Origin of the sequence: Streptomyces sp. NPDC008313 (assembly GCF_042956125.1) — a bacterium.
Lineage (GTDB): Bacteria > Actinomycetota > Actinomycetes > Streptomycetales > Streptomycetaceae > Streptomyces.
The window spans coordinates 30644-45675 of record NZ_JBIBFR010000037.1 but is presented as its reverse complement, the minus strand read 5'-3'; the positions used below and the strand labels follow the sequence as shown (position 1 = coordinate 45675).

The window sequence follows — 15032 nt, the reverse complement described above, 5'->3', positions numbered from 1 at the left end:
CCGTCCGCACGCACCACCGCGCCCTCCGACCGCGGGAACAACTCGTACCACGCCCCGTACAACGCCCGCTCCCGCTCCACCAGCAACGGCAACGGGGCGGAACGGGTCAGCCGTTCCCGCAGCGGGTGCTGTGCGAGGACGGTGCTCACGTCGCGCGTGAGGGCGGCGGCGAGGCGGGCGGAGGGTGAGCGGGAGACGTCCCGCAGCGCGTCCACGGCGGCCAGTACGAGCGCTCGCGCCGGCGCGTCCGGGACCCCGGCGACGGCCCGCTCGTACAGCGCCGCGCCCTCCTCCAGGACCAGCTCGGTGTCGATCCCGGCCGGGATCTTGATCCGGGCGTGATGGCGCCAGGTGGTGACCGGGTCGCCCCACGCCTCCACCGTGTAGGTCCAGCGGCCCACGGCGTCCGGTGTGACGTGGGCGCCCCAGCGGTCCGTGCCCGGCGCGAGCTCACGCATCGGCGTCCACGGACCGGGACGCCCGGCCGGATCGCGCAGCACCACGTTGGCGGCCACCGCCTCATGACCCTCGCCGAAGACGGTCGCGGTGACCTGGAAGGTCTCGCCGGGGACCGCCTTCGCCGGGCGTCTGCCGCATGCGACGACCGGTCCGACATCCAGGATCGGGATGCGGCCGATGGCCGCTGTCGGGTCCGTGAGGTCCGTGCGGTCCATGCGATTTCACCTCCGCCGTCGTGGCCGTTGCGCTGTGGGTCGGGTCCGGCTCGCCGGACGTTTCAGAGCTTCACCGGAGCCGCGGGCGTGCCGGTGAGCCGGCCTGCGGCCGGCTCCCGCACACACGCGGCCGAGGCGGCGCGCAGGTAGCGCTCCGCCGCGTCCGCGGCCTCGCGCGCGCAGCGCTTTCCCATCAGCACGCACAGGGTGTAGGCCGTGTTCTCGAACTTCCCCCGTACGGCGTGGTCGGTGGGCGCCGCGAGCATGAGGCGCTCCCACGCGCGGTACCGCTCAAGATGCCTGGCGACCTCGGATTTGGCGGGCAGCAACATGGCGCTGGTCACCTTCCCACTCTCTCGACTGGCACGGTTCACCCAGGTTGGTGTGTCGGGGACCGTGCACGGGGGGTCTCCAGTCCGTTACGGCGACGGGAGTTCTCACCCATGGTGCACGGGGCGCCACTCAGCGTCTTGTTGGTTCTTCAACAAGATGTGGCGGGGCTCCCGAGTTGCACGAACGGAGTAGCACTCCCACGCTGGGAGTGACTCAGGAGCGATCATTGCTCACGCTTCGTGTTCGGGGCTCGGCCCGCGAGGGCGAGGAGAAGCGGGAGCTTCGCCGGTGAGGAGCCAACGACGATGAAAGCTGTAGTCCCCTGCTACTACCACCTCGACGTGGAGGTCAGCCCGGAACGCGTCCGGCACGTCCGGCGCATCCTGGCCGCCCATCTCCGGTACTGGAACCTGGAGACACTCGTCGAGTCCGTCTGCCACTGCGCCGAGGTGCTGCTTCACACCATCGACGAACACGCGGCCGACAAGAACACGACCATCGAGATGTGGTGGAACGGACAGCACCTCATCACCGCGGTGTCCGACAACAACCAGGACATCCGCCCGCACTCCGCCGACCGCGGCTGTCTCGCGCAGATCGCCGCGATGAGCGACGGCTGGGGGTGCTGTGCCACAGGAGCGGGCGGCAAGATCATCTGGTTCTCGCGCCGTGCCCGTGCCGCCGAGCGTGCCCCGCTGGTCCCCGTGGGACCCGACCCCAGCCTGCGCGCGGCGTGCAAGACACCCCGCGAGGCGCCGCTGCCCGGACCGGTCCTCGTCCCCGCCGGCCCCGGTCCGCTCGTGGCCGTGGGCGCGAGCGCGGAGCCCCGGGGGCTGGAACGGGCGGCCCGCGCCACCACCGGGGCCGGATGACCACGGCTCCCGGACCCGGGGCCCGTCACGGGCCGCGGTTCCCACCGCGCTCGCCGCTGGAGCGCACCGACCGGCCGCGGTCTGCCCAGGCAGCCGCGGCCCGGCGGCGTTCCGGGCCACCGGCACCGTCCCCTCCGCGCGGACCGGCCCGCGCGGAGCCGGGCGGGTGACGGCGGGAAAGTCCGGGCGGTACTCCGCCGGACGGGTGAGCGCGCCCCCGCCCCCGGACGCGTCTACGGGAGCCGGTAGACCGTGATCGAATGGCCGACCTCGTCGACCGGCTCGCCGGCCTCGATCAGTGCCGCCAGCCGGCCCCGGGCCTTCGCGACCGAGGAGTCCGACACGACGAGCAGTCCGTGCACGCGGCCCGGGGGCACCTCGCGCGGATCGGCGGCGTGGATCCCGTAGTGGGAGGGGACCCCGCTGCCCTTGTAGACGAGCCAGATCCGCTCGCCCCGGTACCGCTCCCGGAGCCGGTCGGCGAGCCGCCCGAGATCCTGGCCCCAGTCGACGTTCGAGTCGTGCAGTCGCAGATGGGTCCTGGACGGACCACCGAACGCCTCGTTGGAGTACGGCAGGTAGTACGGGAACGTCCGCAGCGAACTGACCGCGGCGAACAGGACCAGGGCCCCCGTGACGGCGTGCGCCCACCGGCGCCGCACGGTGAGCACGCAGGCCGCCGCGACGGCCAGGAACATCGGCAGGAACACGGCGTAGCGCACGCCGAGGTCGCGTGAGCCGTGCATCGCGGAGGCCAGCAGCACGGCGGGGAGGACGAGCACGTACGGGGCGGCCGGCCGCACCCGGCGGACCGTGACCGTCGCCACGGCGCCGGCTCCCCACAGCGCGAGCGCGCCCAGCGGGGTCTTCACCAGCAGCGCGGCCGGAAGGTAGTACCAGAGCGAGCCGCGGTAGTGACGGCCGAACAGGAACCCGTCCCACCGCTTGTTCTCGAAGCGGAACTGGATCCGCATCCCGTCCCGGTAGGGCCGGGGCAGCGGGAGCCGGTCGACGACGAGACCGCGCAGCCCGCGCACCCGCGGCAGACCGGACGGCGGCGTCCAGCGCAGCTGCGGGTCGACGGCCAGATAGGCGGCCCACACGACGGCGACCGCGACGAGCGCCACTCCGGCGGCCGCCGCCAGTGCCCGGCCGAGCCGCCGCGCCCCGCCTCCCTCGCCGGGTGCGGACCGCTGGCCGCGCGTCGCGGTCCATACCGACCAGGCGGCCAGCCCCAGCACGACCGGTACGGCCGCCAGCGTGCTCATCTTCGTGGCCAGGGCCGCCCCCAGCGCCGCCCCGCCGAGCGGCAGGTACAGCACCGGCCGGCGCCCGCCCCGCCACAGCAGCCACGCCGAGGTCAGCAGGAAACCGGCCGCCGGCACGTCGAGCGTGGCCAGCGAACCGTGCGCGATCACGTCGGGCGAGAAGGCGTACAGCGCGAGCCCCACCAGACCGGCGGCATCGCCGACGAGGTCACGGGCGAAGGCGAACACGACCGTGCCGAACAGCAGCGTCAGCACGATCACCGGGAGCCGCGCCCACAGCATCAGCCGCCCCGGGTCGTTGCCCGACTCGTAGAGCAGCGCGCGCCCGAGTTCGGTCTGGTCGCCGGTGAAGTCCGCGTCCAGACGCGGGTGCGTGACCATGAGTCCGGCGGCGACGACCAGCTTGCCCAGCGGCGGGTGTTCGGGGTTGTAGCGCAGGCTGTGCTGCCGGGCGTACACCACGGCGGTGCCCGCGTACACGGGTTCGTCGATGGTCGGCGTCTGCCGCACGGCCGTCGTGACCATCGCCACCGCCATCTGGGCCAGCAGCGCGGCGACGGCGAGCGCGAGCGGCCACCGCCGGTGGCGGAGCGGCCGGGCGAGCGGCTCCCCGGCGGGCGTCGCCCCGGCCCGGGAGCCGAAACGGAAAGGGGCCCGTGCGTGCGTCACCGTCGGCATGGTCGGCATGGTCTCTGATACGTCCGCGCCGTGCCGGCCGCTCACCCCGCGCCGTGCCGGCCGCTCACCGGGACGCGGTGGCGGGCGTCCGCCGAGCGAGGGGCCCGGGCCGGTCTCAGATGTCCCGGCGCTCCAGCGAGCGGGCCGCCGGGCCCTGCACGACCGCGCCGTCCGGACCGAAGCGGGAGCCGGGGCAGGCATTCCCAGGCGCGTTCCGCCCGGTTGAAGGCGACCGTGCACCCGCCGACGAAGTGCTCGGCGAGGGTGGCCCGGTGCTCATGCGCCCCGGATTCCCCGGCCAGCCCCGCCGAGGCGTCCGCCGGCGGCGGCTCCGTGCCGCCGCGTCGGGACCTCCGGGTCGTAGGCGCCCTCGGGGTCCGCCGTCCACACCAGGACCGCCAGGAGCCGCCGGGTGTCGGCCAGGAGGCCCCCGGTCGTGAGCTCCAGGGGCCGGCCCGCGCACACGGACGTCAGGTGCCGGTGCGCCGCCGCCGCGCGGGCCAGGGCCTGCCGGTGGTCCCCGGCCGGCGCGCCGTCGGACTCCGCGGCGGGCGGGGCCTGCGGGGTGTGCTCGTCGAGCAGACACACGTCGCCGGCCGCCCGCAGCACCGCGGCCAGGGAGTCCCGGACCTCCGGTGCGAGCGTGGGCCGGGCGGCGACCTCGGTCAGCGTCCGCATCGTCGTCGCGATGTGGTCGGTGGCCCGGTCCCAGACGAACTCCCAGGCGTGCGCCGGGGGAGGCGGGGAGACGCGGCGCAGCCTCAGGGCCGGATTGGTGCGCCGGCTCTCCTCCGACCAGCGGCGCGCCTCGCGCAGATCGGTCACCAGGTCGGTGAGCCGCTCGGCCCGGTCGTACCAGCCGCGCGCCTCCTCGCCGGCCCGGTCCTCCGCGAGTCCGTCGGCGGCGGTGTGCAGCAGTTCGCCCGACGACCGGGGCACCAGAGCCCGCAACTGGCCGACGCGACGGGAGTGGACCGGAGGCAGGACCAGCGCGTTGACGCCGATGCCGATGACCGCGCCGAGCAGCGTCTCCAGGAGGCGGTGGGCGATGTCGTGGCCGCTGTAGGAGCCGTAGGCGAGGACGAACAGCGCGGCGGTGGGCGCGTACATGCCCTGGGTACCGAAGCGGGCGTAGTTGCCGAGCAGGACGGTGAGCGGCAGGGCCAGCGCCATCGCCGCCATCTGGTTGCCGGTCAGGGCGCCCGCCGCGGCGGCGAGCAGCGTGCCCAGGACGACCACGACCAGCTGCTGCAGTGCCGACAGCAGGGAGCGGTAGACGGTGCTCTGCATCAGGAACAGCGCCGTCCAGGGGGCGAGGAACGCCATCGGCGCGCCCCACCACCAGCCGGCCAGCGCCCACGCCAGCACGGCCGCCCCCGCCGCCTTGAGGGACTGCACCGCCGTGGTCCGCTCGGGGCCCGCCTCGGTGACGGCACGGCGCACCGAGCGCCAGACCGCGTCTGCCTCCCAGGTCAGCGCGTTCACGCGGGGACCAGGCGCAGCGCGTCGCGTCCCTCCCGCCAGGCGGCCAGGATCCGGGCGGCGAGCCGGTCCTCGAGCAGTCCGGTCGCCTGGACGCCGAAGACCACGTCGGCCTCGAGACCCGGTTCGCTCTCCAGCAGTCCGCCCACGACGTCGTGCCGTACGACCTGCTCGTGGACGGCGTCCGCCTCGACGTGCTCGTCGTAGAACCGGGTGGCGGCCGGTCCCGCCCCGGCGCGGCGCAGGGCCTTGGCCAGCCGCCGCGACCCCGGCGACGACGTCACCTCGACCGCGGCGAAGTGACCGACGAGCGCGCCGCGCAGCGCCCGGTGCAGCCCGAACAGCGACATCAGGTTCACCGTGGCGAGCGCCTCGGCGGGCGCCGCGTCCAGGTAGTGGCCGTACGCCGTCTCCAGTCCGAGGTCCTCCATGAGGTCGGCGAACAGCCGGGCGTGGATCTCGTCGGGGCGCCCGGCGCCGAACTCGTCGAACTCCACCGCCACCATCGCCGCCTTGGCACGGCCGTGCAGCCGCGGGATGACCCAGGCGTGCGGGTCGGCCTCCTTCAGGTGGTACAGCGAGCGCAGCGCCGCGTACTCCCGCAGATGCCGGGTCTCGCCCTCCCGCTGCAGGAAGTGGCTGACGCTCGTGCCGTCGTCGCCGACGGGCTCCACCTGGAGGTCGTCCAGGGCCCGCCCGGCGGAGACGGGTGGGGGGACGTCGGCGCGCAGGGCGCCGAGGAAGCGCTGTTCGAGCGCACGGCGCAGGGCGAGCAGGTCCGGGTCCCATTCGAGACTGTCGTCGACTCCTTCGAACCCCTGGTAGTGCAGTTCGTACAGCACGTACAGGGCGAGCTGGAGGTCGTCGCCGTACGGCTCGGCGTCCGCGGCCGACGCGGGCGGAGGGGGTGCCGTCCCGTCGCGCAGGGCGGAGACGACTCCGCGGGAGAGGGGGCCGCGCGGTGCGGGTGGCGGCGGACTCACAAGCCGGGCCTCTCGGCGGGCGGACATCACTCGGCTCCTTTCGCCTTCGGGGTGTCTTCCTCGTTCTCCCGCGCGCCGCGCGCCGTCCCGGGGGGCCCGTCATCGGTCCCCGCGCGCGGTTTCGCCCGGCGGCGGTGGCTGGTGTCGCACCAGGGGTAGGTGCGGCTGCGCCGGCAGGTGCAGATCGCGACGGTGAACCGGTGGGAGACGGTGACGCTGCCGTCGTCACCGACGACCTCCACCGGGCCTTCGACGAGCAGGGGCCCGTCGGGGTCGACGCGGACGCGGCGGGGCCGCTCAGGCGTGTTCGGCACGGACGACCACCAGCTCCTCCCGCCCCTCGTCCGACAGCAGGCCCGCCCGGCGCAGCAGCGGCAGCCGGGACCGCAGTACCGGACCGAAGGGGATCGACGCCCGCTCGACGACCGACGCGGACATCCCCGCCCGTCCGAGCGCGTCCAGGGTCGCCTCGACGCCGCAGAGCCCCGAGTGAACCAGCAGCAGGACGCCCGACGGGCGCAGCGCCGAGGGTGCCGCCGCGCAGATCCGGTCGACGAAGACCCGGCCGTCGTCGCCCGCGTCCCAGGCCCGGGCGGCGCCCCGCCGGGGCAGCGCGGAGCCGGGGGAGGGCACGTACGGGGGATTGCTGATCACGAAGTCGTACGAGGAGTCCCGCACGGCGGCCGTGAGGTCCGCGCGCCGGACGTCGACCCGCTGCCGGGCGAGCAGCGCGTTGAGCCGGGTGGTGAGCACCGCCCGGCGGGAGATGTCCACGGCCGTCACCCGGGCGCCCAGCCGCGCGGCCTCCAGCGCGAGAGCGCCGGTGCCCGTGCCGAGGTCCAGGACCCGGGCGCCGGGCCGCAGGTCCTCGCGGCGCAGCGCGCGGGCCAGCAGTCTGGTGTCGTGCTGGGGCCGGTACACGCCCGGCGGCGCCAGCAGGAAGGGTGGTGCGGGCGGGGGAAGCGTGTCGGTGGTCATCGTGCACCTCCGGTGTGCGGTCACTCGTCAGGAGTGGACGGGCACCGCGTCCTCGCGGCCGTCCGCGTCACAGGGCTTCCGATGAGCGAGCCGGGTCCCTTGCGGCACGCCTGTCTCATCATCGTCATCGCTCCAAGTGCCCCTGAGCAGGTGGTCCACACGTGGGGACCGTGGCCGCGCCGGGCGTGCGGGGGGCCTGCGGGCAGAGGATGCTGGAGCTGATACGACCGCCGATCCCCGGGTACTGCTGTTGCTGTCGGACGCCCCGCCGCACGGGACGGCGCGGCAACGGGCCGGGTGTGTGCGGACACAGGGGCCGGAAGGACACAGGACGGTAACGCGATGAAGAGCGGCAGAACCCTCCCCAGCGGGGTCGTCTCCAGTCACTCGGTGTTCGGCGCTCCGTGCTGGGTGAGCCTGACGGCCCGGGACCTGCGGGCCACCGAGGACTTCTACCAGGCGGTCCTGGGCTGGGAGTGGAACCCGGTCCGGCTGGGTGACCAGTTCCGCATCGCCGAGGCGGGCGGCGTGCCGGTCGCCGGGATCGCGGGCGTGGCCTCGATGTGGCAGGTCGCCGTCGCCTGGACCCCGTACTTCGCGGTGTCCAGCGCGGACCGGGCGGTGGCCCGGAGCCAGGAGCGCGGGGGCACGACGGCGGTGGGGCCGATCGCCTTCCCGCCCGGGAGGGCCGCCCTGCTGGCGGACCGCGACGGAGCGGTCTTCGGTATCTGGGAGGGCGCGCTCGTCGCGGGGTGGGAGCACTGGCGCCGGGCGGCACCCGCCTTCGTACGGCTGCACACGCGCGACGCCTTCGACGCCGCCATGTTCTACGGCGAGGTGCTGGAGTGGGCCACCGGGCAGCCCGGAGCGTGCGAGGTGCAGTACGACGGGTCGGAGGTCGTCCTGCGCAGCGACGGCGACGCGGTGGCCCGGATCAACTCCGGCGCCCTCGGCGCGGCGCCCGACCCGACCCTGCGGCCGCACTGGCAGGTGCACTTCGCGGTCTCGGACGTGGCGGCGTGCGTGAAGTCGGCGCGCGCCAACGGCGGCGCGGTCCTGCGGTACGAGCCGGGGTCGGCGGAGGCCGTCCTGGCCGACCCGGACGGAGCACGCTTCACGGTGAACTCCCGGTCGAGGCACTGAGGCCCCTCACGACGGGCGGGAGCGGGGCGTGTGCCGCCCCGGTGCGACGGCCCTCGCCGGCCGGGAGCGCGACACGTCCCGGACCGAAGGCGCCGGGTCCGCCGGTTTCCTCCTGGATGTCGGTCAAGGTCAGCACATGATCCGATTTTCACTTCTTCGTTCCGCTTCCCGCTCCGGGCCGTCCGGCAGGCTCCCGGCGCTCCTGCTGGCCGCGGCGTCGCTCCTGCTCGCCGGCTGCGCGGCCGGTGCCGGGGAACCGGCGGGGGACGCGGCCCGTCCGGCGGAGGACCGGGCCCAGGGGACGACGCTGGGCGGCAGAGGCGGACCCCCGGCCGTCTCTGGCGCCGTCCCGTCCGCCGCCCGGTCCACCGTCCCGTCGCGGACACCGGAGGAGGTGCCGTCCCCGCTGCCCGGTCTCGGCCCCGAGACCTCCGCCGCCGTCCCGTCCTGGGCCGGCCAGGCCGTGGTGGTGACCGGACGGCACAAGGACTCGAACGAGTCGACCCTGGTGCTCTACGAACGCTCCGGGTCCGGCTGGCTCCCGGGCCCGAGCCGTCCGGCGCGCAACGCCCTCAACGGCTGGACCGACCACCATCTCGCCGGCGATCTCCGGTCACCCGTCGGCGTCTACACGCTCACCGACGCGGGCGGTCTGCGCCCCGATCCGGGCAGCCTGCTGCCCTACCACCACTCCGACGCCTTCACCCCGTACGGCACGGGCTTCGAGGGCGAGTCCCTGGACGGCGCCTTCGACTACGTGATCGCGATCGACTACAACCGCGAACCCGGGACGACCCCACTGGACTGGGCCCGCCCCCTCGGCGAGGACCGGGGCGGCGGCATCTGGCTGCACGTCGACCACGGCGGCCCCACCCACGGCTGCGTCAGCCTCGCCGAGAAGGACATGAAGTACCTGCTGCGCTCCCTCGACCCCCGCCGTCACCCGGTCGTCGTCATGGGCGACGCCGAGGGCCTGCGGCGGTGAGAGGACCGTACGCGGCTCGCCCGGTCCGGCCGGCCCGACCGGGCGAGCCACCGGCCGGCGTGCCGGGGAGACCCCGACGGGCCGGCCGAAGAGGCCGGCAGGCGGGGCCCGGTGAGGACACGTCCCAGGGGCCCGGCGCCCGGACACGGCGGACGGCGGAAACGACGACGGGCGGGCCCGGTCGTCGCTCGTTACGATGAGAAACGATCTCCGCGCCCCACCGGGCCGGCGGGGCAGCGTCGCGGGCAACGGGAATGTGACGGGGGCCGACCGAGTCAGGAGAGCCGCCGTGAGCGCGATCGAGGTGAAGTCCGCCCGCCCGGCCGGAGGGCCGTCCGTGCCGTACGCGGAGGCGGGCAGCCCCGACGGCATCCCCCTCGTCCTCGTGCACGGACTGGGCGAGTCCTGGTGGACGTTCGAGCCGCTGCTCAGACGGCTGCCGGCCTCACTGCACGGCTACGCCCCCACCCAGCGCGGCCACGGCGACGCCGCGCGGCCCGACGGAGGCTACGCCCCGCACGACCTCGCCGATGACCTGGTGGCCTTCCTGGACACCCTCGGGATCGGCCGCGCGGTCCTGGCCGGATCGTCCACCGGCGGCGTCACCGCCCGGATCGTCGCCGGAAGCCACCCCGACCGCGTCGCCGGACTCGTCCTCATGGGCACCCCCGCGACCGTCGACGACCACCCCCGCTTCCAGGCCCTGCGGGACGGAGTCCGGACGCTGGAGGACCCCGTTCCGCGCCCCTTCGTCGAGGAACAGCTCGGCGGTGCGGCCGCCCGGGCGGTGGGACGCGGGTTCCTGGAGACGATGACCGACGAGGGCCTCAAGATCCCGGCCCGTGTCTGGCGGGAGACCGTCGGCGGCCTCATGGAGACCGACCTGGTGGCGACCCTGCGGGGAATCCTCGTCCCGACCCTGGTGCTGTGGGGTGACGAGGACCCCTTCCTGCCGGCCGCCGACCAGCAGCGGATCCTCGACCTGGTCTGGGGATCCACCCTGATCGGCTACGACGGCGGCGGCCACGCCCTCCACTGGGAACAGCCCGAGCGGGTCGCCCAGGACATCGCCGCCTTCGCGGCCGAGAGCGCCGCCGGTGGCGAGCGGTCCTCCACATGACGCGGTGCACGCGCCGGGCTTGAATGAAGGAGCCAGAGCCTTCGCCGACCTCTCCTCCACGGGAACCGCCCCATGCCGTCCACCCGTTCCACCGCCGGGGACGGGGCAGCCGCTCCCGGCGGACTACGCCGGCTGGGTGAATGGTGCGCCCGGCACTTCGTGATCGTCATCGTGGCCTGGCTGGTGGCGCTCGGCGCCCTCGAAGGGCTGAACCACTCGTTCGGCGGCGACTACTCGGACAACTTCTCGCTGCCCGGCTCACAGTCGCAGCAGGGCCTCGACGTGCTGGAGAAGCACGATCCGGCGGCCGGCGGCTACAGCAGCCAGATCGTGCTGCGGGACGACACCGAACCGCTGACCTCGCTGGGTTCGCAGATGAACGAGGCCGTCGGCGACCTGCAGAAACTTCCGCACGTCCTCGCGGCGCAGAACCCTCTTCCGCCGCCCGGCTCCAAGCCGCCCCAGGGCCAGTCCCAGAACGCGGGCCCGCTCTCCTCCGACGGGAAGACCGGCTACATCACCGTCCGCTTCGACGTCCAGCCCTCGACCCTCGGGGACTCCTACCTCGACGGAGTGGACCGCTCGGTGCAGCCGCTGCGGGCCGCGGGCGCCGAGGCCGAGTACGGCGGGCCGCTGGGCGAACTGGCCAGGCCCGCGGCCGACGACCGGGTCAGCGAACTGATCGGATTCGCGGTCGCGATCGTCGTCCTCCTCGTCGGCTTCGGCAGCGTTCTCGCCGCCGGCATCCCGCTGGTCACCGCCCTGATCAGCGTCGTGGGCGGCCTGGCGTGCCTCGGACTGCTCGCGGCGGCCTTCACGTTCGCCACCGTCTCCCCGACGCTCGCCACCATGATCGGTCTCGGTGTCGGCATCGACTACGCGCTGTTCCTGATCACCCGTCACCGGCAGAACCTCATGGACGGCGACGACCCGGTACGGGCCGCGGGCCGGGCCGCCTCCACGAGCGGCCGCGCCGTCCTCGTCTCCGGCTGCACGGTGATCATCGCGCTCGCCGGGCTCTCCGTCTCCGGGGTCTCCTTCATCGCCAAGCTGGGCGTCGCCGCCGCGGTGACGGTCGTCTCGGCGGTCGTCGGCGCCCTGACCCTCGTACCCGCCCTGCTCGGGCTCATCGGCCGCCGGATCGACCGCTACCGGGTGCGCGGGCCCGTCGCCGAGACGGACGCCGAGCCGGGGAGGCCCGCCCACGGGATGTGGCACGGCTACGCCCGGCGGGTGGAGCGGCGGCCCTGGTGGTTCCTCGCCGGGGGAGTGGCCGTGGTGGCCGTGCTGGCCGTCCCGGTGTTCTCCATCCAGCTCGGCCACATCGGGGACGGCGCGGACCCGGAGTCGTTCACCGACCGGCGGGCCTACGACATCATGGCGCAGGCCTTCGGCCCCGGTTCGAACGGCCCGCTGACCGTCGTCATCGACCAGACCGGGGTGCCCTCCGACCAGCGGTCGGCCCTGGCCTCCCAGGCGCAGAAGGCGCTCACCGGGGTGCAGGGGGCGGCGAGCAGCACCCCGCTGACCCCGACCGCGGACGGGGACGTACTCGTCTCCACCGTCTTCTCGAAGGAGTCCCCGCAGAGCGCGGCCACCACCGGTCTGGCCAACCGCCTGGTCGACGACACCCTTCCCCAGGGCGTCTCGGGCACCGACGCCAAGGGGTACGTCACGGGCACCACGGCGGCCCAGGTCGACTTCCGCGACATCGTCGCCGAACGGCTGCCGCTGATCATCGCCGTGGTCGTCGCCCTGGCCTTCCTGATCATCCTCATCGTCTTCCGCGGTCTCCTCGTCGCACTGAAGGCGGCGGTCCTCAACGTCCTGTCGATCGCCGCGTCCTACGGGGTGGTCGTCGCGGTCTTCCAGTGGGGCTGGGGCGGCCCGGCGCTCGGCGTCGCCGGGAAGGTGCCCATCGAGAGCTACGTGCCGATGATGATGTTCGCCATCATCTTCGGCCTCAGCATGGACTACGAGATCTTCCTGCTGTCCCGCGTGCACGAGGCATGGCTGCGCGGCGTGGACGCGAAGGAGAGCGTGGCCCACGCCCTGGAGATCACCGCCCGCGTCATCACCTGCGCCGCGCTCATCATGGTGAGCGTCTTCGCGGCCTTCGTCCTCAGCGACAACATCGTGGTCAAGATGCTCGGGCTGGGGCTCGCCGTGAGCGTGCTCATCGACGCGACCGTCGTACGGCTGCTGCTGGTTCCGGCGGTGATGACCCTGCTGGGCCGGCACGCCTGGTGGACGCCGAGGACGCTCGACCGGATGCTCCCGCGCATCGACGCCGAGGGCGGTCACGGGGCGGATCCGGAGGCGGGCCGTGCGCCGGGGAAGCGGTAGCGGGAAAGTCGGGCGGAGCGGGCTGTTTGCCCGACCGAAGCCCGGGCAACCGGAATTCGTGCTTCGGACCGGAGGCGCGCCAAGGGGAGTGGTCTGCCGCCTCGGCGGCCCTTCGGCGGCCGGCGGCGCCCGTTCCCCGCGGTCTACCCAGTCACCACCGTGGAGGAGCGATTCCGCATGCTCACTGATGTGTCCGCGAGCCGCACGGACCTCGCCGCACGCCCAGGAACCAGCGACGTCCCGGCGCGTCCCGGATCCACGGCCAGGCGGTCGCACGACGACGCCCCCGACACCGCGGCGGCCTTCGCCCGCCTGGCCTCGCTGGACGAGGGACCCGAGCGCGACGCCGTCCGCGACGAACTGGTCGAGCTGTGGCTGCCGATGGCGCATCGCATCGCCGGCCGGTTCCGCGACCGCGGCGAGTCGATCGAGGACCTCCGCCAGGTCGCGGCGCTCGGCCTGGTGAAGGCCGTCGACGGATTCGACCCCGAGCGGGGGGCCTTCGAGAGCTACGCCGTACCCACCATCACCGGTGAGGTGAAGCGGCACTTCCGCGACCGCACCTGGGCGCTGCGCGTGCCGCGCCGGGTGCAGGAACTGCGCAACAAGGTGAGGATCGCCCGCCGCGAACTCACCCAGAAGCCGGGCGCCGCCGAGCCGTCGGTGGCGGAGATCGCCGCCCACACCGGCCTCGGCGAGGAGGAGGTCGGCGAGGGCATGGCCGCGATGGAGAGCTACAGCACGCTCTCCCTCGACGCGGAGGCGAGCGCCGGCGACGAGGGGTACAGCTTCGCCGACCGGATCGGCGCCTGCGACCCCTCCTTCGACACGGTCGTGGACCGCGAGGCGGCGAAGCGGGGCCTGAGCCGGCTGCCCGAGCGCGAACGCGCCATCCTCTACATGCGCTTCTTCGAGGACATGACACAGAACCGGATCGCGGACCAGCTCGGCATCTCCCAGATGCACGTCTCCCGGCTCATCAGCCGCAGTTGCGCGCGCGTACGGGCCGAGGCGGCCCGCTGAACCGCGCCGCGCGTACCCGTCCCCACCACCATTCGAATCAGGGAGTACGGACATGCTGTTGCCCCATCCCGTGACGCTGCGGGCGCTCGTCGAGGAGTACGAGGCGCTCGCGGCCCGGCAGGCCACCGACGCGACGGACGGTACGGGAGAGGCGGGCAGACAGGCCCAGGACCTCGCCTACACCCTCTGCGTCTCGACCGGCACCCGTGACGTGGAGGCGGCCCTCGCCACCGCGCGCCGGCTGCTCGCCGCCACCGCCGACGAGGAGGCCCACGGCCCCCGGGCCGTCACCGTCTCGGGGCCCCGCGCGGGCGTGATACCGGCGGCGAGCGTGGCGTTGACCGGCTGACCGCGACGCCGGGACGCGAACGACACCGGCCGGGGGGCCCCCCGGGGGGGGGGGGGGCCGGGGGGGGGGCCCCCCCCCCCCCCCCGCCGGCCCCCCCCCCCCCCCGCCCCCCCCCCCCGGGGGGGGGGCGCCCGGCCGGTGTGCTGCCCGTACGCGCCGTCGAGGGCCCGCCGCGTGCCCGTACGAGCGCGCGAGGACCGCTGCCGTCAGGCGGTCAGCGCGTGCCGCGCCGGGACCGGGCGCGTCGGGACCTGCCGCGGTGAGCCCGTCAGAGGGGTGGTGCTGCGCACCGTCGCCCGTATCGGGTACGTGGTCTTCGCCCGGTCCTCCACCGGGTCGCCCAGCGCGATCCGGCCCGCCGCGTGCAGCGCGTCGCACTCGTCCGTGGGCAGCGCGACGAAACACCCTCCCGGCCGGGCCTGGGAGGCACCGGCCTGCCAGTAGCTGTACCGGCGCCGGCCGTTGGCGTGCACGGTGAGGAAGACCGGGAAGCGCTGCTCCGTGATGAGCCGCAGCACCTCGGCGCTGTCCGGGCCTGCCGGAGCGTTCGGGCGGGGGAGGGCTCGGAGCGTGGTCACCCCTGCCACGGTCTGCGGTACGGCGCGGCGACGGACGGTGGGCGTCATGTGCGGGCAGCCTTTCGACGGACGAGGTGCGGACGCGTACCGCCGGGCGGTGACGATCTCGCTGCTCGGCATTGTTCCGGAGGGCACTGACAATCGACGTTGACCCGGGGCTCGGGGGCTCGGGAACTCAGGTTCGGGCACGAGGCACGGTGGGGCGGGATCACAACCGCCC

15 protein-coding genes are annotated in these 15032 nt (G+C 74.4%); 7 read left to right on the top strand and 8 right to left on the bottom strand.

Annotated features, from left to right (window positions below; genetic code table 11):
- Positions 1-674, bottom strand: a 674-nt coding sequence (locus ACFY93_RS32795; protein ID WP_391365562.1) for a maltotransferase domain-containing protein, incomplete at its 3' end; no start/stop codon positions are given.
- A 62-nt stretch (positions 675-736) separates the two neighbouring features.
- The gene (locus ACFY93_RS32790) at positions 737-1006 is read right to left on the bottom strand and encodes a DUF5133 domain-containing protein (RefSeq protein ID WP_391365565.1); all 270 of its coding nucleotides are present in this window, start codon (positions 1004-1006) and stop codon (positions 737-739) included.
- Positions 1007-1312: 306 nt separating this feature from the next.
- Here ACFY93_RS32790 and ACFY93_RS32785 point away from each other — a divergent pair, with 306 nt between their 5' ends.
- Positions 1313-1879 (top strand): pep a2, encoded by a 567-nt coding sequence (locus ACFY93_RS32785; RefSeq protein ID WP_391365561.1) that lies wholly within the window; start codon positions 1313-1315, stop codon positions 1877-1879.
- Positions 1880-2112: 233 nt separating this feature from the next.
- Here the strand turns inward: ACFY93_RS32785 and ACFY93_RS32780 are convergent, their stop codons facing one another.
- From ACFY93_RS32780 to ACFY93_RS32760, 5 genes are all read right to left on the bottom strand, one after another.
- A complete protein-coding gene (locus ACFY93_RS32780; RefSeq protein WP_391365560.1) occupies positions 2113-3825 on the bottom strand; it encodes a phospholipid carrier-dependent glycosyltransferase in 1713 nt (570 codons plus the stop codon).
- Between the two features lie 276 nt (positions 3826-4101).
- The gene (locus ACFY93_RS32775) at positions 4102-5310 is read right to left on the bottom strand and encodes an aromatic acid exporter family protein (RefSeq protein ID WP_391365559.1); all 1209 of its coding nucleotides are present in this window, start codon (positions 5308-5310) and stop codon (positions 4102-4104) included.
- Positions 5307-6317: an iron-containing redox enzyme family protein gene (locus ACFY93_RS32770; protein ID WP_391365558.1), complete on the bottom strand. Its 1011-nt coding sequence runs from the start codon at positions 6315-6317 to the stop codon at positions 5307-5309. Before ACFY93_RS32770 ends, ACFY93_RS32775 begins: the two co-directional genes overlap by 4 nt.
- The gene (locus ACFY93_RS32765; protein ID WP_391365557.1) at positions 6317-6604 is read right to left on the bottom strand and encodes a CDGSH iron-sulfur domain-containing protein; all 288 of its coding nucleotides are present in this window, start codon (positions 6602-6604) and stop codon (positions 6317-6319) included. The genes ACFY93_RS32770 and ACFY93_RS32765 overlap by 1 nt, the downstream gene beginning before the upstream one ends.
- A complete protein-coding gene (locus ACFY93_RS32760; RefSeq protein WP_391365556.1) occupies positions 6588-7268 on the bottom strand; it encodes a HemK2/MTQ2 family protein methyltransferase in 681 nt (226 codons plus the stop codon). The genes ACFY93_RS32765 and ACFY93_RS32760 overlap by 17 nt, the downstream gene beginning before the upstream one ends.
- 342 nt (positions 7269-7610) lie before the next feature.
- Between ACFY93_RS32760 and ACFY93_RS32755 the strand changes: the two genes are divergently transcribed.
- The 6 genes from ACFY93_RS32755 (at position 7611) to ACFY93_RS32730 (ending at position 14234) form a co-directional block, all read left to right on the top strand.
- Complete coding sequence (locus tag ACFY93_RS32755) at positions 7611-8411, top strand: VOC family protein (RefSeq protein WP_391365555.1); 801 nt, start codon at positions 7611-7613, stop codon at positions 8409-8411.
- Positions 8412-8547: 136 nt separating this feature from the next.
- Complete coding sequence (locus tag ACFY93_RS32750; RefSeq protein WP_391365554.1) at positions 8548-9396, top strand: L,D-transpeptidase family protein; 849 nt, start codon at positions 8548-8550, stop codon at positions 9394-9396.
- Between the two features lie 289 nt (positions 9397-9685).
- On the top strand, positions 9686-10516 hold the full coding sequence (locus ACFY93_RS32745) for an alpha/beta fold hydrolase (RefSeq protein WP_391365553.1): 831 nt from the start codon (positions 9686-9688) through the stop codon (positions 10514-10516).
- 72 nt (positions 10517-10588) lie between these two features.
- Positions 10589-12862, top strand: coding sequence for an MMPL family transporter (locus ACFY93_RS32740; protein WP_391365552.1), 2274 nt, complete (start codon positions 10589-10591; stop codon positions 12860-12862).
- Positions 12863-13039: 177 nt separating this feature from the next.
- Positions 13040-13885 (top strand): SigB/SigF/SigG family RNA polymerase sigma factor, encoded by an 846-nt coding sequence (locus ACFY93_RS32735; RefSeq protein ID WP_391365551.1) that lies wholly within the window; start codon positions 13040-13042, stop codon positions 13883-13885.
- A gap of 52 nt (positions 13886-13937) precedes the next feature.
- On the top strand, positions 13938-14234 hold the full coding sequence (locus ACFY93_RS32730; protein ID WP_391365550.1) for a DUF5133 domain-containing protein: 297 nt from the start codon (positions 13938-13940) through the stop codon (positions 14232-14234).
- A gap of 206 nt (positions 14235-14440) precedes the next feature.
- On the opposite strand, the gene ACFY93_RS32725 is transcribed toward ACFY93_RS32730, so the two are convergent.
- Positions 14441-14812 (bottom strand): hypothetical protein, encoded by a 372-nt coding sequence (locus ACFY93_RS32725; RefSeq protein ID WP_391365549.1) that lies wholly within the window; start codon positions 14810-14812, stop codon positions 14441-14443.
- Positions 14813-15032 lie beyond the last annotated feature (220 nt).